Source organism: Pseudomonas putida, from assembly GCF_028682175.1.
In the GTDB taxonomy this organism is placed as follows: domain Bacteria; phylum Pseudomonadota; class Gammaproteobacteria; order Pseudomonadales; family Pseudomonadaceae; genus Aquipseudomonas; species Aquipseudomonas putida_AD.
Genome location: NZ_JANHKS010000033.1, coordinates 23463 through 47777, shown reverse-complemented (window position 1 = coordinate 47777; position 24315 = coordinate 23463). Strand labels below are relative to the sequence as shown.

At 62.3% G+C, this 24315-nt stretch carries 26 protein-coding genes; 23 read left to right on the top strand and 3 right to left on the bottom strand.

Features of this window, described 5'->3' with window-relative positions; translation table 11 throughout:
• Positions 1-93 precede the first annotated feature (93 nt).
• Together NPS29_RS20555 and NPS29_RS20550 are read left to right on the top strand one after the other, a co-directional pair.
• Positions 94-945, top strand: a complete 852-nt coding sequence (locus tag NPS29_RS20555) for an SDR family oxidoreductase (RefSeq protein WP_274134689.1) — start codon at positions 94-96, stop codon at positions 943-945.
• A complete protein-coding gene (locus NPS29_RS20550) occupies positions 942-2093 on the top strand; it encodes a phytanoyl-CoA dioxygenase family protein (RefSeq protein ID WP_425312542.1) in 1152 nt (383 codons plus the stop codon). The genes NPS29_RS20555 and NPS29_RS20550 overlap by 4 nt, the downstream gene beginning before the upstream one ends.
• 134 nt (positions 2094-2227) lie before the next feature.
• Here NPS29_RS20550 and NPS29_RS20545 read toward each other — a convergent pair whose 3' ends face one another.
• A complete protein-coding gene (locus NPS29_RS20545) occupies positions 2228-3271 on the bottom strand; it encodes a LacI family DNA-binding transcriptional regulator (protein WP_274134688.1) in 1044 nt (347 codons plus the stop codon).
• 214 nt (positions 3272-3485) lie between these two features.
• On the opposite strand from NPS29_RS20545, the gene NPS29_RS20540 reads away from it, so the two are divergent.
• The 5 genes from NPS29_RS20540 to NPS29_RS20520 all read left to right on the top strand — a co-directional run bounded on the left by NPS29_RS20540 (position 3486) and on the right by NPS29_RS20520 (position 8086).
• A complete protein-coding gene (locus tag NPS29_RS20540) occupies positions 3486-4577 on the top strand; it encodes a fatty acid desaturase family protein (RefSeq protein WP_274134686.1) in 1092 nt (363 codons plus the stop codon).
• A gap of 37 nt (positions 4578-4614) precedes the next feature.
• Positions 4615-4944, top strand: coding sequence for a MocE family 2Fe-2S type ferredoxin (locus NPS29_RS20535; protein ID WP_274134684.1), 330 nt, complete (start codon positions 4615-4617; stop codon positions 4942-4944).
• Positions 4941-6182, top strand: coding sequence for an NAD(P)/FAD-dependent oxidoreductase (locus NPS29_RS20530; protein ID WP_274134683.1), 1242 nt, complete (start codon positions 4941-4943; stop codon positions 6180-6182). Before NPS29_RS20535 ends, NPS29_RS20530 begins: the two co-directional genes overlap by 4 nt.
• Positions 6175-7017, top strand: a complete 843-nt coding sequence (locus tag NPS29_RS20525; RefSeq protein ID WP_274134682.1) for a sugar phosphate isomerase/epimerase family protein — start codon at positions 6175-6177, stop codon at positions 7015-7017. The genes NPS29_RS20530 and NPS29_RS20525 overlap by 8 nt, the downstream gene beginning before the upstream one ends.
• A 217-nt stretch (positions 7018-7234) precedes the next feature.
• Positions 7235-8086 carry an urea carboxylase-associated family protein gene (locus NPS29_RS20520; RefSeq protein WP_274134681.1) on the top strand — a complete coding sequence of 284 codons (852 nt, stop codon included), beginning with the start codon at positions 7235-7237 and terminating at the stop codon, positions 8084-8086.
• A gap of 120 nt (positions 8087-8206) precedes the next feature.
• Here NPS29_RS20520 and NPS29_RS20515 read toward each other — a convergent pair whose 3' ends face one another.
• The gene (locus NPS29_RS20515) at positions 8207-8608 is read right to left on the bottom strand and encodes a hypothetical protein (RefSeq protein WP_274134680.1); all 402 of its coding nucleotides are present in this window, start codon (positions 8606-8608) and stop codon (positions 8207-8209) included.
• Positions 8609-8615: 7 nt separating this feature from the next.
• On the bottom strand, positions 8616-9554 hold the full coding sequence (locus NPS29_RS20510; protein WP_274134679.1) for a LysR family transcriptional regulator: 939 nt from the start codon (positions 9552-9554) through the stop codon (positions 8616-8618).
• A gap of 211 nt (positions 9555-9765) precedes the next feature.
• On the opposite strand from NPS29_RS20510, the gene NPS29_RS20505 reads away from it, so the two are divergent.
• The 16 genes from NPS29_RS20505 (at position 9766) to NPS29_RS20430 (ending at position 24300) form a co-directional block, all read left to right on the top strand.
• The gene (locus NPS29_RS20505) at positions 9766-11049 is read left to right on the top strand and encodes an MFS transporter (RefSeq protein ID WP_274134718.1); all 1284 of its coding nucleotides are present in this window, start codon (positions 9766-9768) and stop codon (positions 11047-11049) included.
• An 18-nt stretch (positions 11050-11067) separates the two neighbouring features.
• Entirely contained in the window at positions 11068-12342 is a 1275-nt protein-coding gene (locus NPS29_RS20500; protein ID WP_274134678.1) for a glucarate dehydratase family protein, read from the top strand.
• Between the two features lie 322 nt (positions 12343-12664).
• A complete protein-coding gene (locus tag NPS29_RS20495; protein WP_274134677.1) occupies positions 12665-13165 on the top strand; it encodes a GNAT family N-acetyltransferase in 501 nt (166 codons plus the stop codon).
• A gap of 72 nt (positions 13166-13237) precedes the next feature.
• Entirely contained in the window at positions 13238-13840 is a 603-nt protein-coding gene (locus NPS29_RS20490) for a hypothetical protein (RefSeq protein ID WP_274134676.1), read from the top strand.
• Positions 13841-14001: 161 nt separating this feature from the next.
• Complete coding sequence (locus NPS29_RS20485; RefSeq protein WP_274134675.1) at positions 14002-14418, top strand: DoxX family protein; 417 nt, start codon at positions 14002-14004, stop codon at positions 14416-14418.
• Complete coding sequence (locus NPS29_RS20480; RefSeq protein ID WP_274134674.1) at positions 14411-15043, top strand: antibiotic biosynthesis monooxygenase; 633 nt, start codon at positions 14411-14413, stop codon at positions 15041-15043. Before NPS29_RS20485 ends, NPS29_RS20480 begins: the two co-directional genes overlap by 8 nt.
• A 148-nt stretch (positions 15044-15191) precedes the next feature.
• Positions 15192-17030: an amidohydrolase gene (locus NPS29_RS20475; protein WP_274134716.1), complete on the top strand. Its 1839-nt coding sequence runs from the start codon at positions 15192-15194 to the stop codon at positions 17028-17030.
• Positions 17031-17126: 96 nt separating this feature from the next.
• Positions 17127-17747 carry an isochorismate family cysteine hydrolase YcaC gene (gene ycaC, locus NPS29_RS20470; RefSeq protein WP_274134673.1) on the top strand — a complete coding sequence of 207 codons (621 nt, stop codon included), beginning with the start codon at positions 17127-17129 and terminating at the stop codon, positions 17745-17747.
• Between the two features lie 575 nt (positions 17748-18322).
• Positions 18323-19120 (top strand): SDR family NAD(P)-dependent oxidoreductase, encoded by a 798-nt coding sequence (locus NPS29_RS20465; RefSeq protein ID WP_274134672.1) that lies wholly within the window; start codon positions 18323-18325, stop codon positions 19118-19120.
• A gap of 110 nt (positions 19121-19230) precedes the next feature.
• Complete coding sequence (locus tag NPS29_RS20460; RefSeq protein ID WP_274134671.1) at positions 19231-19554, top strand: putative quinol monooxygenase; 324 nt, start codon at positions 19231-19233, stop codon at positions 19552-19554.
• On the top strand, positions 19541-19819 hold the full coding sequence (locus NPS29_RS20455; protein WP_274134670.1) for a helix-turn-helix domain-containing protein: 279 nt from the start codon (positions 19541-19543) through the stop codon (positions 19817-19819). The genes NPS29_RS20460 and NPS29_RS20455 overlap by 14 nt, the downstream gene beginning before the upstream one ends.
• A gap of 221 nt (positions 19820-20040) precedes the next feature.
• On the top strand, positions 20041-20715 hold the full coding sequence (locus tag NPS29_RS20450; protein ID WP_274134669.1) for a GntR family transcriptional regulator: 675 nt from the start codon (positions 20041-20043) through the stop codon (positions 20713-20715).
• Between the two features lie 118 nt (positions 20716-20833).
• Positions 20834-21616, top strand: a complete 783-nt coding sequence (locus tag NPS29_RS20445; protein WP_400779850.1) for an ABC transporter substrate-binding protein — start codon at positions 20834-20836, stop codon at positions 21614-21616.
• Positions 21617-21640: 24 nt separating this feature from the next.
• Entirely contained in the window at positions 21641-22408 is a 768-nt protein-coding gene (locus tag NPS29_RS20440) for an amino acid ABC transporter permease (protein ID WP_274134665.1), read from the top strand.
• 1 nt (position 22409) lies between these two features.
• Positions 22410-23189 carry an amino acid ABC transporter ATP-binding protein gene (locus tag NPS29_RS20435; RefSeq protein WP_274134662.1) on the top strand — a complete coding sequence of 260 codons (780 nt, stop codon included), beginning with the start codon at positions 22410-22412 and terminating at the stop codon, positions 23187-23189.
• Positions 23190-23208: 19 nt separating this feature from the next.
• Positions 23209-24300, top strand: a complete 1092-nt coding sequence (locus NPS29_RS20430; protein WP_274134661.1) for a polyamine ABC transporter substrate-binding protein — start codon at positions 23209-23211, stop codon at positions 24298-24300.
• Positions 24301-24315: the final 15 nt, after the last annotated feature.

Genomic DNA, 24315 nt, shown 5'->3' with positions numbered 1-24315 from the left:
AGCCTCAGTTCCAATCGTTGTACAGATGGAATTTAAATTCTATTGTCACTGTGTCATCCGCTATCAAAAACAACAACAGCAGGAGAACCGAGCATGTCAGGACTGGACCTTTCCACTTCATTCAGCGGCCGCTATTTCGTTGTCACTGGCAGCACCCAAGGCCTGGGCGCCGCGGTCGCGCGCACCCTGGCGCAACGGGGCGCAGCGGGCCTGGTGATCTGCGGCCGCAGCCGCGACAAGGGCGAAGAACAGGTGCGGCAGCTGGCCGAACTGGACTGCCAGGCGTTTTTCGTCGAGGCCGACATGGAGAACGTCGACGACTGCCGCCGCGTGGTGGCCGAGGCCAAAACCCGGTTCGGCACGGTCCACGGACTGGTCAACTGCGCAGGAATGTCGGATCGCGGCAGCATCATCGACACCTCGCCGGAGCTGTTCGACCGCATCTTTGCAGTCAACGTCAAGGCGCCGTTTTTCCTGATGCAGGAATGCATCAAGCTGATGATCGCCAACAAGGTCGAAGGCTCCATCGTCAGCATCCTCAGTGTCAGCGGTCACGGCGGTCAGTCGTTTCTCTCGGCGTATGCCGCCTCCAAAGGGGCGCTGGCGGTGCTGACCAGGAACGTCGCGTTCAGCACCTTGCGCAACCGCATCCGGGTCAACGGCTTGAACATCGGCTGGATGGATACGCCCCACGAAGACCAGATCCAGCGCCAGTACCACGGGGCCGACGACGGCTGGCTGGCTCGCGCCGAAGCCCAGGCGCCGTTCGGCCGTTTGCTCAAGCCGCAGGAAGTGGCCAATAGCGTGGCCTACCTGCTGTCGGACCAGTCGGGCATGACCACCGGCGCCGTGATCGACATGGAACAGGGCATCATGGGCTGCGGCGACGGCTCGACCCCGCGACCGGATGCGCCGCTGACCCTCGACGGCCTGGGTGGCCTGTGAGCCTGTTCGGCCGCGTCGATGACCTGGACCCCGACGCCTTTGCCCAGGTGTGCGAGCAAGAGGTTGATCTGGCCGACTACCCCTTCGCACAGGAAGTGGCCAGCCGCGTGGTGATCTACGCGGCCGACACCTTGCGCAACGCCATGCACAGCAACCGCCAGGCGCTGATGAGCGAACTGCATCGGCTGCTCAGCGATGGCCCCGGCGTGCTGGTGGTGCGTGGCGCCTACACCGACCACGGGGTGATCGACCGGCACAGCGAGGTGTTTCGCCAGATCATCGCCCAGGAGGCCGCGAAGGTGGTGCGTGCTGACCACTTCGCCAAGGCCGGGGCCAACCAGCGGATCTGGAATGCCTTGCAGAAGGCCGCCGAGCATTCGCCGGAATCGTTTATCGAGTACTACGCCAACCCGCTGTTGGGGCTGATCGCCGAGGCGTGGCTGGGGCCGTGTTTCCAGGCCACGGCGCAGGTCAACGTGGTGACGCCGGGCGGGCAGGCCCAGCAGCCCCATCGCGACTATCACCTGGGTTTTCAGACCGACGAGGTGGTGGCGCGCTACCCGCTGCCCTTGCATCGGCTGTCGCAGAACCTGACCTTGCAGGGCGCCGTGGCTCATACCGACATGCCGCTGGAGACCGGTCCTACGCTGTTGCTGCCGTTTTCCCAGCACTATGAGCTTGGGTATCTGGCGTGGCGCGACCAGCGTTTCATCGATTACTTCGCCGGGCATGCGATTCAGTTGCCATTGAGCAAGGGTGATCTGTTGTTCTTCAACCCTGCGTTGTTCCATGCAGCGGGTACAAACCGCACGCCGGACCAGTACCGTATGGCCAACCTGCTGCAGATTTCAGCAGCGTTCGGCAAACCCATGGAGACGGTCAACCGCGAGCGGATGATGCTGGCGCTCTATCCGTGGCTGCGCAAGCGGGGGGCGCAGGGTGAAATGGACCCGGTCGAGGTGTCAGCGGTGATTGCCATGAGTGCTGATGGGTACTCGTTTCCAACCAATCTGGACACTGACCCACCGCTGCACGGCATGGCCCCGCAGACCGGGCAGCAGTTGATGGCGCAGGCGTTGGACGAGGGTTGGCCGGTCGAGCGGTTTGCCGAGGCGGTGGAGGCGATGCGGGTCAAGCGGTTGGCATAACGGGCGTCGGTCCTTCATCCCGTAGCAGCACGGCTTGCCGGCGGGAGCGGTGTGTCAGTGACGATAAGTGTGACTGACACACCGCTCCCGCCGGCAAGCCGCGCTGCTACGCCTTCGGCAGAATCAGTAGCCATTCAAATATTCTCAGGCGTCACGATCTGCAACGGCACCAGCACCCGGTGCCGTTGCGGGTCGATTTCCTTGACTCGCGGCAACTGCACCATCACCTCGATCAATTCCTTGGCGATCAGCCTGGGCTGGGAGTCGATCACCAGCGTCACCAGGCCTTTGCGCATGGCCTGGCGGGATTCCATCGTCGGTTCCTGCAAAATCACGCACAGCGGCGGGCGTTCAGGGGTTGCCGCCAGCGCGCTGATGACCCCTTCGACGCCACCGCCGGCCACGTAGATACCGCGCAGGTCCGGGTGTCGCGCCAGCAGTTCCAGCGTGGCTTCCTCGGTGATCGCGCCGTTATCCAGGGTGATGATTGGCGCCAGTACGCGAAACTGCGGGGCCTTCTCTTCGAAGAAACTGCGCACCCCGGCTTCACGTTGCTCGTGCCCCAGAAAACGGTGTCCGCCGAGCATCACCGCCACGCAACCACCCGCTGGATGTGAGCCATGGGCGATCAGCCAGGCAGCCGTGCGACCGACTTCATGGTTGTCGGTGCCAACGTAAGCGCCAGGATGCACGGTGGGCAGCTCGGTCAGCAGCGACACCACCGGCACGCCTTTGAGCCGCACCTCTTCGATGGCCTGCAGAATCACCGGATGCTCGAAACTGACCAGCGCCAGGCAATCGCATTGCTCGGCCAACTGGCGAATCTGCGCGGCAATGGACTGCGGCGAGCGGTCGTGGATCAGCTCCAGATGGCAGACGATATTCGCCGTGCGCGCCTCCCGTGCCTGCTCGACGATGGCATCGCCCAATGTCTTGTAGAACGTCTGGGAAGTGCCGAGCAGAAGAAAGCCGAAGTGATAGGCCGGTTTCTTTTCGTTGATGCGTTGCGAGATCAGCCGCGCCGCAAAATAACCCACCGCTTCGGCGGCTTCATGGACTTTTTCGGCGGTGTCGGGATTGACCGGCGCCCTGGCATTGAGTACCCGGTCAACGGTGGCAACACTCAAGTTGGCGTACTGGGCAACGGTGGCGATCGTCGGGCGTTTCTTGCTATTCATACGCGCTCTTTGATTCAGATCCGCTCTTGCTTACACGGCATATCAACGGAAAAAAAACGGCCCGTGATAGAAAACTATCAAGCACCGGCAGGGCTGGATGATAGCTTGAGAGAGAATACTTTCAAGCGCTTGTTGCAGAGCCCTTGCTCTCTATATTTTTGAATCAGCGAAGTGCGTGAACGACGCGGTTTCAATTATCTGGAGAACAATAACAATGTCCCAAATACCCTTCGATCCGGATCGCCCAAAAGACTACAGCCTGACCGGTGAACAGGCGCGCAAGGCCGAGGAGGCCGGGCTGGTGTCGGCGGTCTGGTATCAATGCCCGGTGCCGCGCAAACGCATGAAAGAACTCATGCAACGCAGCGATGGCCGCGCCCTGCGTGATACCGCCCTGTGGCTCGGCGCCATGCTGGTCACCGGCATTGGCGGTTACCTCTTATGGGGCAGCGCCGCCTGCGTGCCGTTTTTCCTGGTCTATGGCCTGCTGTACGGCACCGCCGCCAACTCGCGCTGGCACGAGACGGGCCACGGCACTGCCTTCAAGACCCGCTGGATGAACGATGCGGTCTATCAACTGGCGTGCTTCATGGTCATGTACGAGCCGCAGGTGTGGCGCTGGAGCCATGCCCGCCACCACACCGACACCATTATCGTCGGCCGTGACCCGGAAATCGTCGAGCCACGCCCTCCGCGCCTGAACATGATTGCCCTCAAGTTCCTGTCGCTGCCCCATGTCTACAACGCGTTCAAGTCGCTGTTCGTCCATGCCTCGGGACAGATGAGTGAAGAGGAGAAGGTGTTCGTCCCGGAATCGGAGTTTCCCAAGGTCTACCGCACCGCACGCATCTGGCTGGCCTTGCATGGGCTGGTGATTGGCGCGGCGCTGTACTTCAATTCCTGGCTGCCGCTGATGTATGTATTGCTGCCAACGATGTATGGCGGCTGGCTCAGTTACGCCTTCGGCCTGACCCAGCACGTGGGTCTGGCCGAGGATGAACTCGACCACCGTAAGAACTGCCGCACGATTTATATGAACCCGGTGTTCCGCTTCTTTTATTCGGACATGAACTATCACCTGGAACATCACATGTTTCCGATGGTGCCATATCACGCACTGGCCAAACTTCACGAGGAAATAAAAGCCGATTGCCCGCCGCCTTATAACAGCATCATCGACGCCTACCGGGAGATCATTCCGACGCTGCTCAAACAGCGCAAGGATCCGGGTTTTTATATTCGCAGGCCTGTGCGTGAAGTGACGCCGGACACCGCATCCTCCCCGCAGGAATCAGCCTTCAGCTGAAATCCCTTCGCCCTTCGAACAACAAGAGAGCACTGCCATGAGCAATCAGTGGGTAGAGGTGTGTCACGTCGACGATATCGATGAAGAAGACGTCATCCGTTTCGATCATCAGCAAAAAACCTACGCGGTGTACCGTTCGGCCGGCAGCGAATTCTTCGCCACCGACGGCCTGTGCACCCACGAGAAAATCCATCTGGCCGATGGCCTGGTAATGGACTTCGTCATCGAGTGCCCCAAACACAACGGCCGATTCGACTACCGCAACGGCAAGGCGCTGAACGCCCCGGCGTGCATCAACCTCAAGACCTATCCGGTCAAGGTCGAGGCGGGCAGGGTGCTCCTCGATACTTTGGAACAGCAGTCATGAGCCAAAATGCGATGGTCATCGTTGGGGCAGGGCACGCCGGCGGGCGCGCCGCGCTGACACTGCGCGAGGCCGGTTTTGCCGGGCGCATTGTCCTGATCGGCGACGAGGTGCACCTGCCTTATGAACGGCCGCCGCTGTCCAAGGCGCTGCTCAAGGGTGAGTCGGCCCTTGAGGCGTGCAGCCTGTTCAGCCAAGCCGGTTTCATCGCCTCCGGCATCGAGCATTTGAGCGGAGTGCGGGTGACCGGTATCGATGTGCGGGAGCAACGGCTGACGCTGGATAACGGCCAGCAGCTTGAGTATGGCAAGCTGCTGTTGGCCATGGGCGGGCAGTCGCGCGGCCTGGATCTGGGTGCCCGCAGGTTCAGCAACGTGCATTACCTGCGCACGGTGGATGAGGCTGTGGGGCTGCGAACATGCCTCACGCCGGGCACTCGCTTGCTGGTGGTCGGCGGAGGTTTCATCGGGCTTGAAGTAGCCGCAACCGCCCGCGAACTGGGGTGTGCGGTGACTGTGCTGGAAGCCGGGCCACGGCTGGCCGCGCGAGCCCTGCCAGAACGCCTGTCGCAGACCTTGCTCGACCTGCACCGCGAACGGGGCGTGATGGTCCATCTGGGTGCCCGCATCGAGAGCATTGAGGGCGAACAGGCGCTGACAGCGGTGCAACTGGCAAGCGGCGAGTGCCTGCCCTGTGATGTGTTGCTGGTGGGGATTGGCATGCAGCCCAATCTGCAACTGGCTAAAGATGCGGGGCTGGAAACGGGCAGCGGCATCCGGGTCGACCGGTTCCTGCAGACCAGCGCCCCGGGCGTCTTTGCCGCCGGGGATGTCTGCGAATTTCCCGATGGCGAGGGCCTTTTTCAGCGCCAGGAAACCTGGCGCAATGCCGAGACTCAGGGGCGGCTGGCGGCCTTGAACATGCTGGGGCACCTGCAGCCGATCAGCGGGGTGGCGGGCTTCTGGTCCGATCATTACGAGTTCGCTCTGCAGACCGTCGGCACGCTTGAAGCGGGTGCGCAGGTGATCACGCGGGAAGGGAGCGATGGCGGGTTCGTCTTGCTGTACCTCAACTCCGAGGCGCAACTGGTGGGTGCCAGCGGCTGGGGGCGCGGCAACAGCGTGGCCAAGGACATCAAGCTCTGCGAACGGCTGATCGAAAGTCAGGTGATGCTGCCGGTCACGCAATTGGCGGACGCGAACGTGTCACTTAAAGGACTGCTGCGAGGTGCCCATGCCTGACATCAAGCAACAGGAGTTTGTGGTGTTTCAATCGATGTGGGCGATGCAGAACGAGCAGGGCGTTTTGCCAGGCCCGCTGGAAGCACAGTTGACGCGCATCGCCGAGGCAGGTTTTGACGGGATCACCGATCACTTCTACGAGCCCGCCGCCGCACGGCACCTTGCCGAATTGGCCAATGAACTGGGATTGCACATCGAGGGCCAGTTGTTTCCCAAGACTGTGGACGATTTGCAGCCGGCGCTGGACATCGCCAGCCAGTACGGTTGCCATCACCTGACGATCCAGGCAGACCTGCGGCCGCGCAACCTGAGTGAAGCGATCACGCTGGTCGATGGCTGGCTGCGGCTGGCCGAACAGGTGGATTTTCCGGTGCTGCTGGAAACCCATCGCTACCGCATCACCAACGACCTGCCGTTCACTCTTGATCTGCTCAGGGAGTTGCCGGAATTGAAGCTGCTGGCGGATTTGTCGCATTACGTGGTGGGCCGGGAAATCCCGCTGCAACCCGACGCACAGGATCAGCAGCAGATCAAAACCATCCTGCAGCGCAGTTCAGGCTTTCACGGGCGCGTGGCCAGTTGCGAGCAAGTCCAGGTGCCGATCAGCTTTGAGCAACACAGGCCCTGGGTCGAGCTGTTCAGCCGCTGGTGGCGCTATGGGATCGACGATTGGCGCGAGCGTGCCGGCGCGAGCGCGAGCCTGTCGTTTACCTGCGAACTTGGCCCGCCGCCGTATGCGATCACCGACCGCTTCGGCCGGGACATCAGCGACCGCTGGCAGGAGTCGTTGATGCTCAAGGGCCTGGCCCGGCGGTTATGGACCGATGCGCTGTAGCGCGAGCGTAACCGGCCTCGAGATCGCTCCCGCCGGCAAGCCGTGCTGCTACGGATTGTAGGCGCTGCGAAAATCCCGTAGCAGCCGGGCTTGCCCGCGGGGGCGATCTTGAGGCCGCCATTGCCCCGATCCTGTCCCGAATCAACTTTGGCACGGCCTATGCTGTTCCTGAGCCCAACCGAATCGCTGAAACAGCCCGGACCCTCAGGAGAGCCGCATGTACAAAGACTACCCCGCCGCGTATCAGGTCAGTAAAGGTGCAGCGTTACAGATCGACACAGCGTTCTACGACCGGATCCGCGACAATCAGGACAGCCGCACCCTGGTGGAGCACTTCGAAGTGCCGATCCGCACCGGTCGTGCGTGGAAGGTCAAGGCCGGTCAGGTGTTTCGTGTAACCACCCCGGTAGGCCCCCAGGTCGGCGACTTCAACGTATGGAACGCCAACGACCCGCGCGAGCGCATGTGGGCAGCGCGCACCCGGCAGCTGCAAGGCGCCCACGTCACCACCCATGACCGGCTGTGGTCGAACCTGCCATTCCTGCGCCCCATGGTGACCATCACCGACGACAGCCTGGCCAGTTACGGCGTCGACGAACACGGCGGGCGCCTGCACGACCTGCTCGGCACACGCTGCGATCCCTACGTTAACAAGATGCTCACCGGCGAGGATTTTCATCACCACTGCCACTCCAACCTCACCCGCGCCGTGCTGCCCCATGGGCTGACCGAGTTCGACGTGCATGACGTGCTCAACATCTTTCAATGCACAGGCCTGAATCACGACGACCTGTACTTCATGAAAGCCTGCCCGGCCCAGAAGGGCGACTACCTGGAGTTCTTCGCCGAAATCGACCTGCTGTGCGCGCTGTCCACCTGTCCGGGCGGGGACCTGTCGCTGCCGATGTGGGGGCCTGAGGCGCAGGACCCGTTGACGGTGTGCAGGCCGCTGGGCGTTGAAATCTACGACCTCGATCCGGCGTTGCTGCAAGGTTGGGAACAGCCCAAGCGTGCCGAGTACAACGGCTTGCACGGATTGGCGATCGCCAAGGCGGATTGGGAGAAATAGCCAATACCTTCCCGACAACGCCAATCGTCGTAGCAGCCGGGCTTGCCCGCGGGAGCGGTGTGTCAGTGACAGATTGTGCAACTGACACACCGCCCCGCCGGCAAGCCGCGCTGCTACAGCTTACGCATCCCGCAACAAGTCATGAGCATTGAGCAGGCTCCAGGCGATTTCCGGTCGTTTCTCCAGCCCTCTGCGGATGGCGGCAGGGATGGCCTGGCGGGTCTTGCGGCACATGCCGGGCAGTTCAGCGATGTCGATGGCGATGCCGCGCATGCTGCGCACTTCATTGAAACCCGGGGCGATGGACAGGCGGATGCCCAGTTGCTCGTACATGCGCTTTTGCATGTGTTCGAGGTCGGTCAGGCTTGCGATGTTTTCCAGGCGTTCAAGCAGGCGTTTTTCTTCCTGGCGGGTCAGGCAGAGGATGCGCAGGTCTGTGCCTGCGGTTTCCAGCAGCCGTTCGCGCTCGCAAATGCAGGCGCCGGGCGGGCAGGGTGAGCGAATCGGCATCGAGGGCGTCATGGGCCGATCATAGCGAGGCCGGTGGGGGATTTACAGCGGCGTTTTGCAGACGCGCCTCGGCCTTGACCGCCGCCCGGATTCCCTGGAGCAGCATCATGCACGCCGGGTTGTCGTTGTCCGCACGCCACACCAGGTGCAGCTCGCTCTGCACCCCTTCGCCCAGATCCAGTTCGCGAAACACCACGTTCTTGAACACCACATTGGTCGCGCAGCGGGGCACCAGCGCCAGGCCCATGGCCGCGTTGACCAGCGCCAGAATCGTCAGGGACGAGCCCAGCCATTGCACGTACTCCGGCGCCACCTGCGCCGAGCGGAACATGCCGGTCAGCAGTTCGTTGAACGGCGGGTAGGCTGAGTGCGAGTACATCAGGAAGGGCTGCTGATGCAGGTCTTCGACCCGCAGATTCGAGGCATGCGCCAACGGATGCGTGCTCGGCACCGCCAGCACAAAAGGCTCGCGCACCAACAGCTCGGTTTCATAACCGGACTGCAGCAGCGGAGCGCGGACGATGCCAAGGTCTACGCGGCGGGCGCGCAAGGCTTCGTGCTGCGAGGCGGTGTTCATCTCGCTCAGGGAAATTTTCACGTGGGGCTGATTGAGCCGCGCCTCGGCGATCACCTTGGGTAGAAACTCATACACCGCGCTGCCGACGAAACTGATGTTCACCGAACCGATATCGCCCTGAGCAATGCGCTTGGCCGCCAGTGCCGCCTGTTGCGCACGATCCAGCAGGTTCTGCGCCTCGATGAAGAACGCCCGGCCGGCAGCGGTCAACGCCACGCTGCGGGTGCTGCGGGTGAACAACTCGACCCCCAGATGATGCTCCAGCAACTGGATCTGCCGGCTCAAGGGCGGCTGGGTCATGTTCAGGCGCTCGGCGGCGCGGCGGAAGTTCAGTTCCGTGGCCACCGTGGTGAAGCAGCGCAGTTGGGCCAGTTCGAACATTGATATATTCCGGGTATCAATCAGCAGTCAATCTAGATTAGACGGGAACAATATCGGCGTCCATCATCGGCTCATCTGCAAAAACTCATCCCTAAAAAAACAATGAACGGGAGTCGCGCTTTTGAACAATCCCTCATCGTCCCTGGACGTCCCGGCTCTGGCCAGCGCTGCCGCGAAGGTCAAGCGGCACGTGTTGCCGCTGTTCGTGGTCATGTTCATCGTCAACTACATCGACCGGGTCAATATCGGCTTCGTGCGCAGCCACATGGAAACCGACCTGGGCATCGGCGCGGCGGCCTACGGGCTGGGTGCCGGCTTGTTCTTCGTCGGTTACGCGCTGTTCGAGGTGCCGTCGAACATGCTGTTGCAACGCTTCGGCGCCCGCGCCTGGCTGACCCGCATCATGTTTACCTGGGGCGCGGCGGCGATGGCCATGGCGTTCGTGAAAGGCGAAACCAGCTTCTACATCCTGCGCTTCGTGCTGGGCGCGGCCGAGGCGGGGTTCTTTCCCGGCATCATCTATTACTTCACCCAGTGGTTGCCGGCCAGTGAGCGCGGCAAGGCCATGGCGATCTTCCTCAGCGGCTCGGCCGTGGCCTCGGTGATCTCCGGGCCCGTGTCCGGCGCGTTGCTGGGCATCAGTGGGCTGAGCCTGCACGGCTGGCAATGGATGTTCCTGATCGAAGGCTTTGCCTCGATTGCCCTGTGCGGTTTCGTCTGGTTCTGGCTGCAGTCCCATCCCCGCGAGGCCAAGTGGCTCACGGAAGCGGAGAAGGGCGCACTGATCGCAGCCATCGACGCCGAGCAAAAGGCCCGCGAAGCGACGCAGGTGGTCAAGCCGTCGATCTTCCGGCTGCTGGCTGACCGGCAGATCCTGCTGTTCTGCTTCATCTATTTCTCGGTGGCCTTGACCATCTACGGCGCGACCTTCTGGCTGCCCAGCATGATCAAGAAAATGGGCAGCATGAGCGACTTCCAGGTCGGGCTGTTCAACTCCATTCCATGGATCATCTCCATCCTCGCCATGTACGGCTTCGCGGCGCTGGCCGCACGCTTCAAGCACCAGCAGGCCTGGGTGTCGCTGACCCTGGTCATCGCGGCGGGCGGGATGTTCATGTCCACCACTGGCGGGCCGGTGTTCGCTTTCGTTGCCATCTGTTTCGCGGCCATCGGCTTCAAGGCGGCCTCGGCGTTATTCTGGCCGATTCCCCAGGGCTATCTGGATGCGCGCATCGCCGCGGCAGTGATCGCCCTCATCAATTCCATCGGCAACCTGGGCGGGTTCGTCGCGCCCGCCACCTTCGGCTTTCTGGAACAGACCACAGGTTCCATCACTGGCGGGTTGTACGGCCTCGCGGCCACGTCCTTGCTGGCGGCGGTGGTGATCTTCTTTGCCCGCACCACGCCCCGCGCTGACCGGCACCTGCCGGGCGACATCGGCGCCACGCTGGCTGCCCCTGCGACGCTCAACCCCTCTTCAAGCCTCAAACCCTGATTGACCGGGAGAAGTCATTTGAAAATCACGCGTGTTACCGTCACCCCGATTGCCTTTCGTGATCCGCCGTTGCTCAATGCCAGCGGCATCCACGAGCCCTACGCGCTGCGCTCGATCATCGAGGTGGAAAGCGACAACGGTTATATCGGCCTGGGCGAAAGCTACGGCGATGCCCCGGCGCTGGCGATCCAGCAGCAGGTGCAGAGCCAACTGATCGGTATGGATCCGTTCAACCTTGCGCAGCTCAAGGCGGTGGTCAAGGCCACTGTTGCGGCCCACAAACCGGCCAGTATCGCTGGGGCAGAACTGGCGCCCGGTTCCCATGCCAGCAAAGCGGTGAGCAATGCCTATTCGGCGTTCGAGGTCGCCTTTCTCGATTTGCAGGCGCGCTCCATGAACCTGCCGCTGGTGGACCTGCTCGGTGGCGCGGTGCGCGACCAGGTGCCGTTCAGCGCCTACCTGTTCTTCAAGTACGCCACCCATGCCGGCCCGCCCTACGCGCCAGACAGCTGGGGCGAGGCCTTGAGCGAAGAGCAGATCGTCGCCCAGGCGCGGCGGATGATCGAGGCTTATGGTTTCAAGAGCATCAAGCTCAAGGCCGGGGCGCTGGAGCCCGAGCATGAGGTCTCGTGCATCAAGGCTCTGAAGAAGGCGTTTCCTGGCTATCCGTTGCGCATCGACCCCAACGGTAACTGGTCGCTGGAAACCTCGATCCGTATGGCAGAGCTGCTGGGCGACGACTTGCAGTATTACGAGGACCCGACGCCGGGGCTCGATGGCATGGCCGAGTTGCACAAGCGCACAGGGCTTGCGCTGGCCACCAACATGGTCGTGACCGATTTCGACGAGTTCCGCCGCAGTGTCGCGCAGAACAGCGTCCAGATCGTCCTCGCCGACCACCATTACTGGGGCGGTCTGCGGGACACCCAGGCGCTGGCGAAGATGTGCGAAACCTTCGGGCTTGGGGTGTCGATGCATTCGAACTCGCATCTGGGCATCAGCCTCATGGCCATGGCCCACGTGGCCGCCGCGGTGCCGAACCTGGACTATGCCTGCGACACCCACTACCCGTGGCAGGAGCCGGACGAGGAGGTCATCAAGGGCGGCAAGCTGCCCATCGTCGACGGCTGCGTGAAGATCACCCGCGATCCGGGCCTGGGGCTGGAGCTGGACTACGACCAGTTGGGCAAGCTCAACGACCAGTACCTGACCTGCGGAATCCGCTCGCGCGACGACGTCAGGCAGATGCAGAAGTACAAGCCGGACTGGAGAGCGGTCAAGCCCAGGTATTGACCAAACCCCGTCCCGTAGCAGCCGGCCTTGGCCGCGGGGGCGATCTCGAGACCGCCCCCGCCGGCAAGCCGTGCTGCTACGGAACTTGGGTTGTTCTCAGGTGGTGTGTCCACCCCGATCCCGTAGGAGCGCGCTTGCCCGCGAAAGCGTCAGGCCAGACACCTTGATGTCGCATGACACACCGCCATCGCGGGCAAGCGCGCTCCTACAAGCCGATGCCACACGCACTCGTAGCAGTCCGGCTTGCCGGCGTTGCGGCCTCAAGATCGCCACGCCGGCGAGCCGGACTGCTACGATCGGTGTTTTTGCCTTGGCCTGACGCATGCCCCCTTTGATTTCCCTGGCCCGATCCTGCGATATCCCTGACATCCTGACCTTTGTCATGGGCGCGCGGGCCGGGATGTTTCCGATGCTCGACCCGGATGTGATGCCCGATGATCTGCAGCGCTTTGACGACGTCTATCTGGCCCCGGAGGCTGGCCGGTTTCTCATCGCTCGCCATGCGGGTCAACTGGTCGGCGTCATCGGCTATCTGCCGTACGACGGGCGTTTCCCGCAACTGGATTACTCAGGGCACAAGACGGTGGAGGTGGTACGTCTGTTCATCGCCCCCGATTTCAGGCGCATGGGCCTGGCCGCTCGTCTGTTCGACGCCTTGAAAGCTGTCGCAGTGGAGCAGGGCGTCGAAGTGCTGTACCTGCACACCCATCCTTTCCTGCCGGGAGCGATCAGCTTCTGGCAGCGCCAGGGCTTTGCCATCGACGACATCGAAGATGACCCGATCTGGCACACCACCCATATGCACCGTTCAATCGGCGCGTGATGCAAAAGATCGAACGCTGTTGGTCGCCCGTCCTCCAACCCACAGACCCCTCGCGTTCTTGCTGGAGACACCATGATGATCCGCTCACGCAAAGCCTTGATCCCTCTGCTGTTTACCGCCGTTACGCTGGCACCTGCCGTGGTCCTGGCACAAACCGCTGACGCACCCGCGCTGATGATCGCCGCATCCGGGTTCGGTGCAGGCGGAGCAGGCGGGGCAACGGGCGGCGGATCGGCAGGCGGTGCAGCAACGGGCTCGGGTACTAACGCGACTGGCACCAATGGCACCAACGCCAACGGCACCAATGCAGCGAACACCAATGGCAGCAACAGCGGCAACACCAACGCAACCGGGACCAACGGCACCAACACCAATGGCACCAACGCTGCGAACACCAACCGCAGCAACAGCAGTAACACCAACGCAACCGGCACCAACGGTACCAACGCCAATGGCACCAACGCTGCGAACACCAATGGCAGCAACAGCAGCAACACCAACGCCACCGGAACAAACGGCACCAACGCCAACGGCACCAACGCGACAAACAGCAACGGCAGCAACACCATCGCCCCGGCGAACAACGGCAGTAGCGATGCCCTGCAACAGCAGCGCCAGCAGAGCGGCCAGCAGATGATCATGGAGCGCAAGGGGCAGATTCAGGAGAGCAACTGACTCGCTCCGTAACATTTCGCATCAATCCCGCCACGCACAAACCGTCCAATCGCAGCACGTCCGTTCAATACCGCTAACCCTGTGCCCATCACTATGACTTCAATGCTCGCCGAGGGTGTTTTGCGCCGTTGACGAGCCGTTCATGAATTCATGGGTATGCGATGAGCTATTCAACCTTCAACGACCGTTCACTGGACCTGGGGCTGTTGTTCCTGCGGGCCAGTGGGGCGCTGTTTCTGCTGTTCGTCCATGGGCTGCCCAAGCTGCTGGACTTCAACGCCCAACTGCAACTGATCGAAGACCCGTTCCACATGGGCGCCACCCTGACCCTGGGCATGGCGATCTTCGCCGAGGTCCTGTGCCCGCTGCTGATTCTGACCGGCGTACTGGCGCGTCTGGCGTGCCTGCCTATTCTCTTCCTGCTGTTGGTGGCCCTCGTAGTGGTGCACGGCGACTGGAGCGTTGAGCAGGGGCAGTTCGGTTGGTTGCTCATCATCATTTTCACCAGTGTGCTGATCGCCGGGCCTGGCCGCCTGGCGCTCGGCCATCGTTTCTCCGGAGCGCTTCGCTATGCCTGAATCCGCCATGTCCGCCGACGTCGCCGCGACCTCGAAACTGTCCCCTGACGAGATCGTCACGCTGGTGATCAAGCACCGGGTCAAGCAAGGGCAGGAGGCACAATACGAGGCCTGGTTGCGCCGCATCGTGGCCATTGCCGCCTCGTATCCCGGGCATCTGGGCGTCGATGTCATTCGTGGCAAGGCCGATGGCCTGCACATGTTCACCTGCGTGCTGCGCTTCTGTTCGACGGACGCCATGCAGAGCTGGCTGGACTCGGCACAGCGCCGGGAACTGGTGGCCGAGGCCGCACCGATGCTGGCCGATGGCGACCTGACCGAGGTCAACCCGCACAACGAATTCTGGTTCGTGCCGGCCAGCGACACGCCACCGCCGCCACGCTGGAAACAGTCGGTGGTGACCTTTTTCGTGATCTGCCCGCTGACTCTGTTGATCCCGCTGCTCTGGGGCCCGGTGTTCCGCGCTTTCCCGCTGCTGGGCAACTACATCATCAGCACCGCGCTGGTCACCATCACCATTGTGTTGCTGGTCGTCTACCTGCTGATGCCCCAGGCTACCAAACTGTTCGCGTCCTGGCTCAACGCAGCGCCCAAGCCCGCGCCCGGAGCCGATCATGAAGGATAAGCACGACGATGACGCCCCAGGCAGCAGCGAGCGCCGCAGCTTCGTTGCCAAGGGCTCGTTGCTCGGTGCGGCCGCCGCGATTCTCACCTCAATGCCTGTCACCGGCTTTGCCGTCGGTGCTTCCAAATCTTCTGCCCAAGGAACTCCTATGAACGTCGATCTGATTCTATTCAACGGAAACTTTCATACGGTTGACCAGGAACAACCCAAGGCCAGCGCCGTTGCCATCGCCGGCGGCAAGTTCGTGGCCGTGGGCACCGACGCCGAAATCATGGGCATGCGCAGCAGCGCCACCCAGGTCATCGACATGCACAAGCGCACGGTGATCCCGGGTCTGAACGACTCGCACCTGCACCTGATCCGCGGTGGCCTGAACTACAACCTGGAGCTGCGCTGGGAAGGCGTACCTTCGCTGGCCGACGGCCTGCGCATGCTCAAGGCCCAGGCCGATCGCACGCCGACCCCGCAATGGGTGCGCGTGGTGGGCGGCTGGAACGAATTCCAGTTCGCTGAAAAGCGCCTGCCGACCATCGAAGAGCTGAACCAGGCCGCGCCTGACACCCCGGTGTTCGTGCTGCACCTCTACGACCGTGCATTGCTCAACCGCGCCGCGCTGCGCGTGGTCGGCTACACCCGCGATACGCCAAACCCGCCGGGCGGCGAGATTGTGCGCGACAGCAATGGCGAGCCGACCGGCATGCTGGTGGCGCGCCCGAACGCGATGATCCTGTACTCGACCTTGGCCAAGGGCCCGAAACTGCCGCTGGAATACCAGGTCAACTCGACGCGCCAGTTCATGCGCGAGTTGAACCGCCTGGGCCTGACGAGCGCCATCGACGCTGGCGGCGGTTTCCAGAACTACCCGGACGACTACGAAGTCATCACCCAGTTGGCCGAGGCCAAGCAGCTGACCGTGCGTATCGCCTACAACCTGTTCACCCAGAAGCCCAAGGAAGAGCTGGCGGACTTCAAGCATTGGACCAGCACCGTCAAGCTGCACCAGGGCGATGACTTCCTGCGTCACAACGGCGCGGGCGAGATGCTGACCTTCTCGGCGGCCGACTTCGAAGACTTCCTCGAACCGCGTCCCGACCTGCCAGCCGGCATGGAGCAGGATCTTGAGCCGGTGGTGCGGCACCTGGTCGAACACCGCTGGCCGTTCCGTCTGCACGCCACCTATGACGAGTCGATCTCGCGCATGCTGGACGTGTTCGAGAAGGTCAACCGCGACATTCCGTTCAACGGCATTCCGTGGTTCTTCGACCATTGCGAAACCATCACGCCGAAAAACATCGAGCGAGTGAAGGCCTTGGGTGGCGGTATCGCGATTCAGGACCGCATGGCGTTCCAGGGCGAATACTTCGTCGATCGCTACGGCAAGAACGCGGCTGAACATACGCCGCCGATCAAGCGCATGCTGGCCGAAGGCGTGCCGGTGGGTGCCGGCACCGACGCCACTCGCGTCTCCAGCTACAACCCCTGGACTTCGCTGTACTGGATGGTCAGTGGCCGCACCGTGGGCGGCATGGAACTGTACCCCGAAGGCCTGTCCCGCGAGACCGCACTGGAGCTGTTCACCCGTGGCAGCGCCTGGTTCTCCTCCGAGCAGGGCAAGAAGGGCCAGATCAAGGTCGGTCAACTGGCTGACGTGGTCGCGCTGTCCCAGGACTTCTTCAGCGTGCCGGAAGAGTCGATCAAGTGGATCGAGTCGGTGCTGACCATCGTGGACGGCAAGGTCGTCTATGGCACCAACGAGTTCGACCAACTGGCGCCGCCAAGCGTGCCGGTACTGCCGGACTGGTCGCCGGTGGCCATGGTGCCGGGTCACTGGCGTCAGGGCGCGCCGCTGGCCGGTGCAGTTCACCAGTGCAGCGGGCCGTGCGCCGTGCATGCCCATGGCCATGACAAGGCCCGCCAGTCGAAAGCCCCGGTCAGCGACTTCCAGGGTTTCTGGGGCGCCTTCGGCTGTTCCTGCTTCGCATTCTAAAGCGTCTCAACGCCTCGCCGGGCTTGCCTGGCGAGGCACCCGCCGACGCAGTCTGTTGGCATCGCATACACTGCAACCCCACTGATGGAGTCAATCATGACCGTTCCTTACAAGCGTCTGGATATCAACGATGCCGTCGTTCTGCTGGTCGACCACCAAACCGGTCTGATCTCGCTGGTGCAGGACTTCTCGCCGAACGAGTTCAAGAACAACGTGTTGGCCTTGGCCGATTGCGCCAAGTTCTTCAAGTTGCCAACCATCCTGACCACCAGCTTCGAATCCGGCCCCAACGGCCCACTGGTGCCTGAGCTGAAAGAAATGTTCCCGGACGCGCCGTACATTGCCCGTCCTGGCCAGATCAACGCCTGGGACAACGAAGATTTCGTCAAGGCGATCAAGGCGACTGGTCGCAAGCAGCTGATCATTGCTGGTGTGGTGACGGATGTCTGCGTGGCGTTCCCGACCCTGTGCGCGCTGGAAGAAGGCTTTGATGTGTTCGTGGTGACCGATGCTTCCGGCACCTTCAACGACGTGGTGCAGAAGGCGGCGTGGGCGCGTATGTCCGCAGCCGGTGCACAACTGGTGAACTGGTTCGCCGTGGCCTGCGAGCTGCAGCGCGACTGGCGCAACGACATGGAAGGCCTGGCGAACCTGCTGTCCCAGCGCATCCCGAACTACCGCAACCTGATGAACAGCTACTCGGCGTTCAACAAGTAAACACCCCCGTAGGAGCACGGCTTGCCCGCGACGGCGATCTCAAGTACGCCCCCGCCGGCAAGCCGTGCTGCTACGCTTCTGCGTGAATGCCGATGCCAGTTTCACCCCAATCCCGTAGGAGCGCGCTTGCCCGCGACGGCGATCTCAAGGACGCTCCCGCCGGCAAGCCGTGCTGCTACGGTTCTGGGTGAACGCGGATGCCAGTTTCACCCCAATCCCGTAGCAGCGCGCTTGCCCGCGACGGCGATCTCACGAACGCCCCCGCCGGCAAGCCGTGCTGCTACGGTTCTGCGTGAACGCGGATGCCAGTTTCACCCCAACCCCGTAGCAGCCGGGCTTGCCCGCGGGAGCGATCTCGAGGACGCTGTCGCGGGCAAGCGCGCTCCTACAGTGTTCAAACCTGCGATATCGAGGGTAAGACCTCTAACGTCTCAACTTCATCCAAACATGTCTTGGACGGTCTCGCGCTTTTGCATCTACGCTTGGCTTCGTTGTCGTCACCCTGGCGACCGGCTGACGCGGCCATTGGGCCCGTTTTCAGCCGCCCACCTTGATAGCCTTGATGGAGATGCAGCATGAAAATCGACCTGAACGGAAAACTCGCCATCGTCAGCGGTTCGACAGCCGGTATCGGTCTGGCGATCGGCAAGTCGTTGGCACAGTGCGGGGCCTCGGTGGTGATTGCCGGCCGTGGGCAGGGCAAGGTGGATGAAGCCATCGCCTCGATCAAACGCGACGTGCCAGACGCACAATTGCATGGCCTGGTGGCTGACCTGGGCACCGCAGAGGGCGCCCAGCGTCTGTTCGAGGCCCATCCGCGCGCCGACATTCTGGTCAACAACCTGGGCATCTTCAACGAAGTAGACTTCTTCGAAACCGACGACAGCGAATGGAGCCGTTTCTACGAAACCAACGTCATCTCCGGCGTGCGCCTGTCGCGCCACTACGTGGGCGCCATGGTCGAGCAGAAATGGGGCAGGGTGATCTTCGTATCGTCCGAATCCGGCGTGGCCATCCCGGCCAACATGATCAACTACGGCACCACCAAGGCTGCCAACCTGGCCGTTTCCCACGGTCTGGCCAAGCGTCTGGCGGGCACCGGGGTCACGGTCAACGCGATCCTGCCGGGCCCGACCTTCACCGACGGCGTCGAGGACATGCTCAAGGACGCCATGGCCGAATCTGGCCGCAGCGCTCGGGAGGAAGCCAACCACTTCGTACGCACCGCGCGACCTTCGTCGATCATCCAGCGCATCGCCGAGGTCGATGAAGTGGCGAACCTGGTGGCGTATCTGGCTTCGCCGCTGTCTTCTGCTACCACCGGCGCGGCGCTGCGAGTCGACGGCGGGGTGGTCGACAGCCTGGCCATCTGAGCCATGGGTTAATTGTCGCTTAATCCGCAACGCAGAAACTCCAAACCTGTGGTTTATCCGGGGCGTCTGGCGCGTCAGAATCGCCCCATCATTTATCGCAGGAGAGGATGATGCTTGTATCGGCGATCAACACCGTAGAAATACACGCCACCCACGGGCGTCGCAGTGAAGTCGATGCCCGTGTGCCGCGCATGCTCGATGTGTTGAACAGCACCACGCCGTGCATTGCCTACACCCTGACCGCCAGCAAGGCCTGTGACGCCTCCTGGATCGTCAGCGGCTACTGGCAGTCCGAGGCGCAGATGCAGGCTCACTTTTCCCATCCTGAGCTGGCCGGTTTCATGGAGCTGCTTTCGTGCGGCGCCATCAGCCATATCCAGTTCAACAGTTTTGTCACCGAGCCGAGCGGGGTGAGCCCTGATGTCCCTGAATGAAGATATTCTGCTGAGTCTTGACCTGAACCTGTTGCTGACCTTTCTGGTGGTGTTTCGCGAGCGCAGCGTCAGTGGCGCGGCCCAGCATCTGCGAGTGACGCAACCGGCGGTTAGTGGCTCTCTGGTGCGCCTGCGCGAGTTCTTCGGCGACCCCTTGTTCCTGCGCCGCGACCGCAAGATGCAACCGACACCCAAGGCCCAGGAAATCGCCGAGGCGCTGTTGCCGGCGATGCAGCGCATCGAGTCGGTGATTCGTCACCCCTGACGCCCGGACGTCGTTCCCCCTCGCACGCCCATGCTCCATGGTTGTGCGCCTGTACCCATGCCTGATCCGATTGGTAGCACATCGCTTGCGCTGCCGATTTTCGCGTTTGCGCTAAATTCCCATCCCTTTCATCACCTTGCAAGTGCTTTTGCAAAGCTGGCACTGACTTTGCTTTTTCGTATCCGTGGATGATTGGATACAAAAATACAAACAGGTGACACATGCGACTCGCGCCCCGTTACACCGACCGCCAGGCCGTAACCGCTGAAGAAGAGGCATATGCCTTCCTGCTCGATGCGATTTGCAAAGGCACCTACAAGATGGGCGAGCGCCTGATTGCCGAGGAAATCGCCGGCGAGATCGGCATGAGCCGCATGCCGGTGCGCGAGGCGTTCAGGCGCCTGGCCGCCGATGGGCTGGTGACGCTGCGGCCCAATCGCGGTGCGGTGGTCAGCGGCTTGAACATTGACGAAATGCGCGAAGTCTTCGAGATGCGCAGTGCGCTGGAAGGTCTGGCGATCCGCGTCGCCGTGCCGAAGATCACCGAGCGCCACCTGACTCACCTCGAACGCCTGCTCGACGACATGGACGCCTACCGCGACGACAGTTCCGAGTGGGTCAGCCGCCACCGCGAATTCCATGAATACCTCTGCAGCCTCAGCGAGCGCGGCCGCCTGATGCGCCAGATCAGCGCCCTGTACACGGTCATCGAGCCGCACATGCGCCTGTGGCTGGAACACGGCGACAAGCCCCTGAGCGCCCGTGATGAGCACGCCGTGATCCTCGATGCCCTGCGCGCAGGGGATGCCGAGCAAGCCGAGCGCATCCTGCGCGAGCACATCGAAGGCACCGTGCCGAGCCTGATCGACTTTCTCGAACAACAGAAAACCGCCTGACCCTCAACCAGAAGCGGGTATCCAGCCCGCCCGTTACACCGTACTGACGTTCAGAACTGCCCTTGCTTTCTTACCGAACATTGGAGCTTTCGTCATGCACACACCCGCCACACTGGCCATGCTCGTTTCCCTGAGTCTGCTCGCACCGCTGGCATCCGCCGCCACGACGGTGCCGGACCGGCTGCAGAAGGTCGACAAACTCACCTATTGCTCAGGCATGGATTCGCCGCCCCTGGTGTCATTCGACGCCGCGCAGAAACCGGTAGGCCTGACCATCGATTTGGGGCTGGAAGTCGCCAAGCGCCTGGGCGGCAAGAAGGTGGAGTGGCGGGTGATTCCGTTCTCGGGGCTGGTCCCGGCGCTGCTGGCGCAACAGTGCGACATGATCGTCGACCAGTTGTTCGACAAGCCCGAGCGGCGCGAAGTGATCAACATCGTCAACTACATGTACTCCAGCCAGTCGGTGGTGGTGCCCAAGGGCAACCCCAAGGGCATCAAGTCGCTGGATGACCTGTCCGGGAACAAGGTGGCGGTGCTCAACGGTTCGACCATCAAGACCCTGCTCGACACCCAGAACGAGACCCTGGCCAAGGCCGGCAAGCCGCCGCTCAAGCTGGTGGTCTACAACACCGACACCGATGCCTTCCAGGCGCTGCGCATCAAGCAGGTGGACGCCTATGGCACCACCGTCGAAACCGCCGGTTACTACGCCGCCATGGCCCCGGATCTGTTTCAGGAAGGCGTGCCCGCGTTCAGCCGGATCCTTACCGGGCTCGGCATTCGCAAGGACGACGCACAACTGACCACCGCGGTGCAGCAGATCATCAGCGACATGCGCAGCGACGGCAGCTACACCCAGTTACTCGCCAAGTGGCACGTCGAAAGCGACAAGCTCGATTAAGCCGGCGCAGAACGGGGTTGCATGATGAATTTCAATTGGGAAGTGTTCTGGCAATACCTGACCCAGCCCAGTGGGGTCTACCTCACCGGGCTGTGGTTGACGTGCCTGATCAGCGTGCTGGCGATGCTGCTTGGCTGCGTGTTGGGGCTGGTGGCGGCATTGATGCGTCTGTCGAAGAACCCGCTGTTGTACCTGCCGGTTCGGTTTTACGTGTGGCTGATGCGCGGCACGCCGCTGCTGGTGCAGATCGTGTTCCTGTACACGGCGCTGGCGGCGGGCGGGATCTTTCGTTTCGAAGACATCGACCTTGGCTGGTTCATCATCCCGGGCAACATTCAGGCGGCGATCATTGCCCTGGGCCTGAACGAAGGGGCGTACATGGCCGAGATCATCCGCGCAGGCATCGGCGCGGTGGACAAGGGTCAGTACGAGGCCGGCCGTTCACTGGGCATGACCTTCGGCAAGCTGATGCGCCGCATCGTGCTGCCCCAGGCGTTCCGGGTGATCGTGCCGCCGTTGGGCAACGAGTTCAACGTGATGCTCAAGAACACCACGCTGGTCAGCGTGATCGGTGTGCAGGAGTTGCTGCTCAGCACCCAGATGATTACCTCGGCGACCTTTCGCGTGTTCGAGTTGTATCTGGTGGTGGCGATCTACTTCCTGATGCTGACCACCCTGTGGGGCTTCTTCCAGCGCTGGCTGGAGCAGCGCTTCGGCCAGTCCGACCGCCAGCCGCCTGCGGCCCGGCGGATGTTTGGCCGCAGCGCGATGAAACTGTTGAGGGGGCGTTGAGATGGCGCATCAAAGTGAAGAACTGATCATCGAGGCGCTGGACGTTCACAAGTCCTTCGGTGATCTGGAAATCCTCAAAGGCATTTCCCTGCAGGTACGCAAAGGCGAAGTGGTGGTGCTGATCGGCGCCTCGGGCTCGGGCAAGACCACTTTCATCCGCTGCATCAACCTGCTGGAAGACATTCAGTCCGGGCGCATCCGGGTCAACGGCCAGAACATGGGCTACCGCGAACGCGCCGACGGCAGCCTGGTGCGCGATTCGGAGCGCAACATCGCCCGCCAGCGCCGCGACATCGGCATGGTGTTCCAGCGCTTCAACCTGTTCGCGCACATGACGGCGCTGGAAAATATCATCGAGGCACCGATTCATGTGCTGGGCGTGTCTCGCCAGGAGGCCTTGAGCCAGGGCCGGGAACTGCTGGCCCGGGTCGGCCTGGCAGACAAGGCCGCACACTATCCGTCGATGCTTTCCGGCGGCCAGCAGCAACGGGTGGCCATCGCCCGGGCGCTGGCGATGAAACCCAAGGCCATGCTCTTCGACGAACCCACCAGCGCCCTGGACCCGGAAACCGTGGGCGAGGTGCTGGAGGTCATGAAGGAGCTGGCCGACGACGGCATGACCATGGTGGTGGTGACCCACGAAATGGGCTTTGCCCGTGAAGTGGCCGACCGCGTCGTGGTGCTCGATCAGGGGGAGTTGATCGAGCAGGGCCCGCCGCAGCAGATTTTCACCCGTCCGTCCCATCCGCGTACCCAAGCCTTTCTCAGCCGCGTGCTGTAACGCTCATAAGGAAATCACCATGCGTTCGATCTGCTTTGCCGCTGCGTTGTGTTCTGTCGCTGTGCTGCCCGTTGCTCAAGCCGCCGATGGCGTGATGAAAATGTACAACTGGTCCGACTATATCGGCCCCGATACCCTGAAAAACTTCCAGCAGGACAGCGGCATCAAGGTCGAGTACGACATCTTCGACACCAACGAGATGCTCGAAGCCAAGATGCTTTCCGGGCATTCCGGGTACGACCTGGTGGTGCCGTCCAGCCAGTTCCTGTCCAAGCAGATCCGCGCCGGGGCCTATCAACCGCTGCAACGCTCGTTGCTGAGCAACTGGAACCACCTCGACCCACGCTTGATGAAGCGTCTGGAGGCGGCCGATCCGGGCAACCGTTATGCAGTGCCGTACATGTGGGGCACGGTGGGCATCGGCTACAACGCAGAGAAGGTCAAGGCGGTGTTGGGCAAGGACGTGGTCCTGGATTCCTGGTCGATGGTCTTCGACCCGGCCAACCTGGCCAAGCTCAAGAGCTGCGGCGTGGCCTTTCTCGATGCGCCGGTGAAGATCATCCCTCAGGCGCTGCTCTACCTCGGCCTGGACCCCAACAGCACCAGGCCTGATGACTACATGAAGGCCTCGGCATTGCTGATGAAATTGCGGCCTTCGGTGACTTACTTCAACTCGTCGAAATACACGGCGGACCTGGCCAACGGCGACATCTGCGTGGCTATCGGCTATTCCGGGGACGTGATGCAGGCCCAAACCCGCGCCCACGAAGCCGGCAAGAACGTCGACATTCGCTACCTGATCCCCAAGGAAGGCGTGAACCTTTGGTTCGACATGCTGGCCATTCCCAAGGACGCCGGTAACGTCGCCAACGCCCATGCCTTCGTCAACTACCTGCTGCGTCCGGAGGTGATCGCCAAGGTCAGCGATTACGTGGGCTACGCCAACCCCAACACCGACGCCACCGCCCTGATGGACCCGAAAGTCAGCGGCAATCCGGGGATCTACCCAAGCGATGAGGTGATCAGCAAAGCCTTCGTTTCCGCCGACCTGCCGGACAACATCCAGCGCCTGATTACCCGCGAATGGAACCGCATCAAGTCTGGCCAATGAACCTGTTTTGAAGAG

Excerpts from the sequence above, each read along its gene's own strand:
- NPS29_RS20525 (WP_274134682.1), top strand. The coding sequence starts at position 6,175 with ATGCCTGACATCAAGCAACAGGAGTTTGTGGTGTTTCAATCGATGTGG.
- NPS29_RS20510 (WP_274134679.1), bottom strand. The coding sequence starts at position 9,554 with ATGTTCGAACTGGCCCAACTGCGCTGCTTCACCACGGTGGCCACGGAA.
- NPS29_RS20490 (WP_274134676.1), top strand. The coding sequence starts at position 13,238 with ATGATGATCCGCTCACGCAAAGCCTTGATCCCTCTGCTGTTTACCGCC.
- NPS29_RS20480 (WP_274134674.1), top strand. The coding sequence starts at position 14,411 with ATGCCTGAATCCGCCATGTCCGCCGACGTCGCCGCGACCTCGAAACTG.
- NPS29_RS20545 (WP_274134688.1), bottom strand. The coding sequence starts at position 3,271 with ATGAATAGCAAGAAACGCCCGACGATCGCCACCGTTGCCCAGTACGCC.
- NPS29_RS20430 (WP_274134661.1), top strand. The coding sequence starts at position 23,209 with ATGCGTTCGATCTGCTTTGCCGCTGCGTTGTGTTCTGTCGCTGTGCTG.
- NPS29_RS20465 (WP_274134672.1), top strand. The coding sequence starts at position 18,323 with ATGAAAATCGACCTGAACGGAAAACTCGCCATCGTCAGCGGTTCGACA.
- NPS29_RS20520 (WP_274134681.1), top strand. The coding sequence starts at position 7,235 with ATGTACAAAGACTACCCCGCCGCGTATCAGGTCAGTAAAGGTGCAGCG.
- NPS29_RS20535 (WP_274134684.1), top strand. The coding sequence starts at position 4,615 with ATGAGCAATCAGTGGGTAGAGGTGTGTCACGTCGACGATATCGATGAA.
- NPS29_RS20485 (WP_274134675.1), top strand. The coding sequence starts at position 14,002 with ATGAGCTATTCAACCTTCAACGACCGTTCACTGGACCTGGGGCTGTTG.
- NPS29_RS20555 (WP_274134689.1), top strand. The coding sequence starts at position 94 with ATGTCAGGACTGGACCTTTCCACTTCATTCAGCGGCCGCTATTTCGTT.
- NPS29_RS20530 (WP_274134683.1), top strand. The coding sequence starts at position 4,941 with ATGAGCCAAAATGCGATGGTCATCGTTGGGGCAGGGCACGCCGGCGGG.
- NPS29_RS20450 (WP_274134669.1), top strand. The coding sequence starts at position 20,041 with ATGCGACTCGCGCCCCGTTACACCGACCGCCAGGCCGTAACCGCTGAA.
- NPS29_RS20495 (WP_274134677.1), top strand. The coding sequence starts at position 12,665 with ATGCCCCCTTTGATTTCCCTGGCCCGATCCTGCGATATCCCTGACATC.
- NPS29_RS20445 (WP_400779850.1), top strand. The coding sequence starts at position 20,834 with ATGCTCGTTTCCCTGAGTCTGCTCGCACCGCTGGCATCCGCCGCCACG.
- NPS29_RS20515 (WP_274134680.1), bottom strand. The coding sequence starts at position 8,608 with ATGACGCCCTCGATGCCGATTCGCTCACCCTGCCCGCCCGGCGCCTGC.
- NPS29_RS20505 (WP_274134718.1), top strand. The coding sequence starts at position 9,766 with ATGTTCATCGTCAACTACATCGACCGGGTCAATATCGGCTTCGTGCGC.
- NPS29_RS20460 (WP_274134671.1), top strand. The coding sequence starts at position 19,231 with ATGCTTGTATCGGCGATCAACACCGTAGAAATACACGCCACCCACGGG.
- NPS29_RS20455 (WP_274134670.1), top strand. The coding sequence starts at position 19,541 with ATGTCCCTGAATGAAGATATTCTGCTGAGTCTTGACCTGAACCTGTTG.
- NPS29_RS20475 (WP_274134716.1), top strand. The coding sequence starts at position 15,192 with ATGAACGTCGATCTGATTCTATTCAACGGAAACTTTCATACGGTTGAC.
- NPS29_RS20540 (WP_274134686.1), top strand. The coding sequence starts at position 3,486 with ATGTCCCAAATACCCTTCGATCCGGATCGCCCAAAAGACTACAGCCTG.
- NPS29_RS20440 (WP_274134665.1), top strand. The coding sequence starts at position 21,641 with ATGAATTTCAATTGGGAAGTGTTCTGGCAATACCTGACCCAGCCCAGT.
- NPS29_RS20435 (WP_274134662.1), top strand. The coding sequence starts at position 22,410 with ATGGCGCATCAAAGTGAAGAACTGATCATCGAGGCGCTGGACGTTCAC.
- ycaC (WP_274134673.1), top strand. The coding sequence starts at position 17,127 with ATGACCGTTCCTTACAAGCGTCTGGATATCAACGATGCCGTCGTTCTG.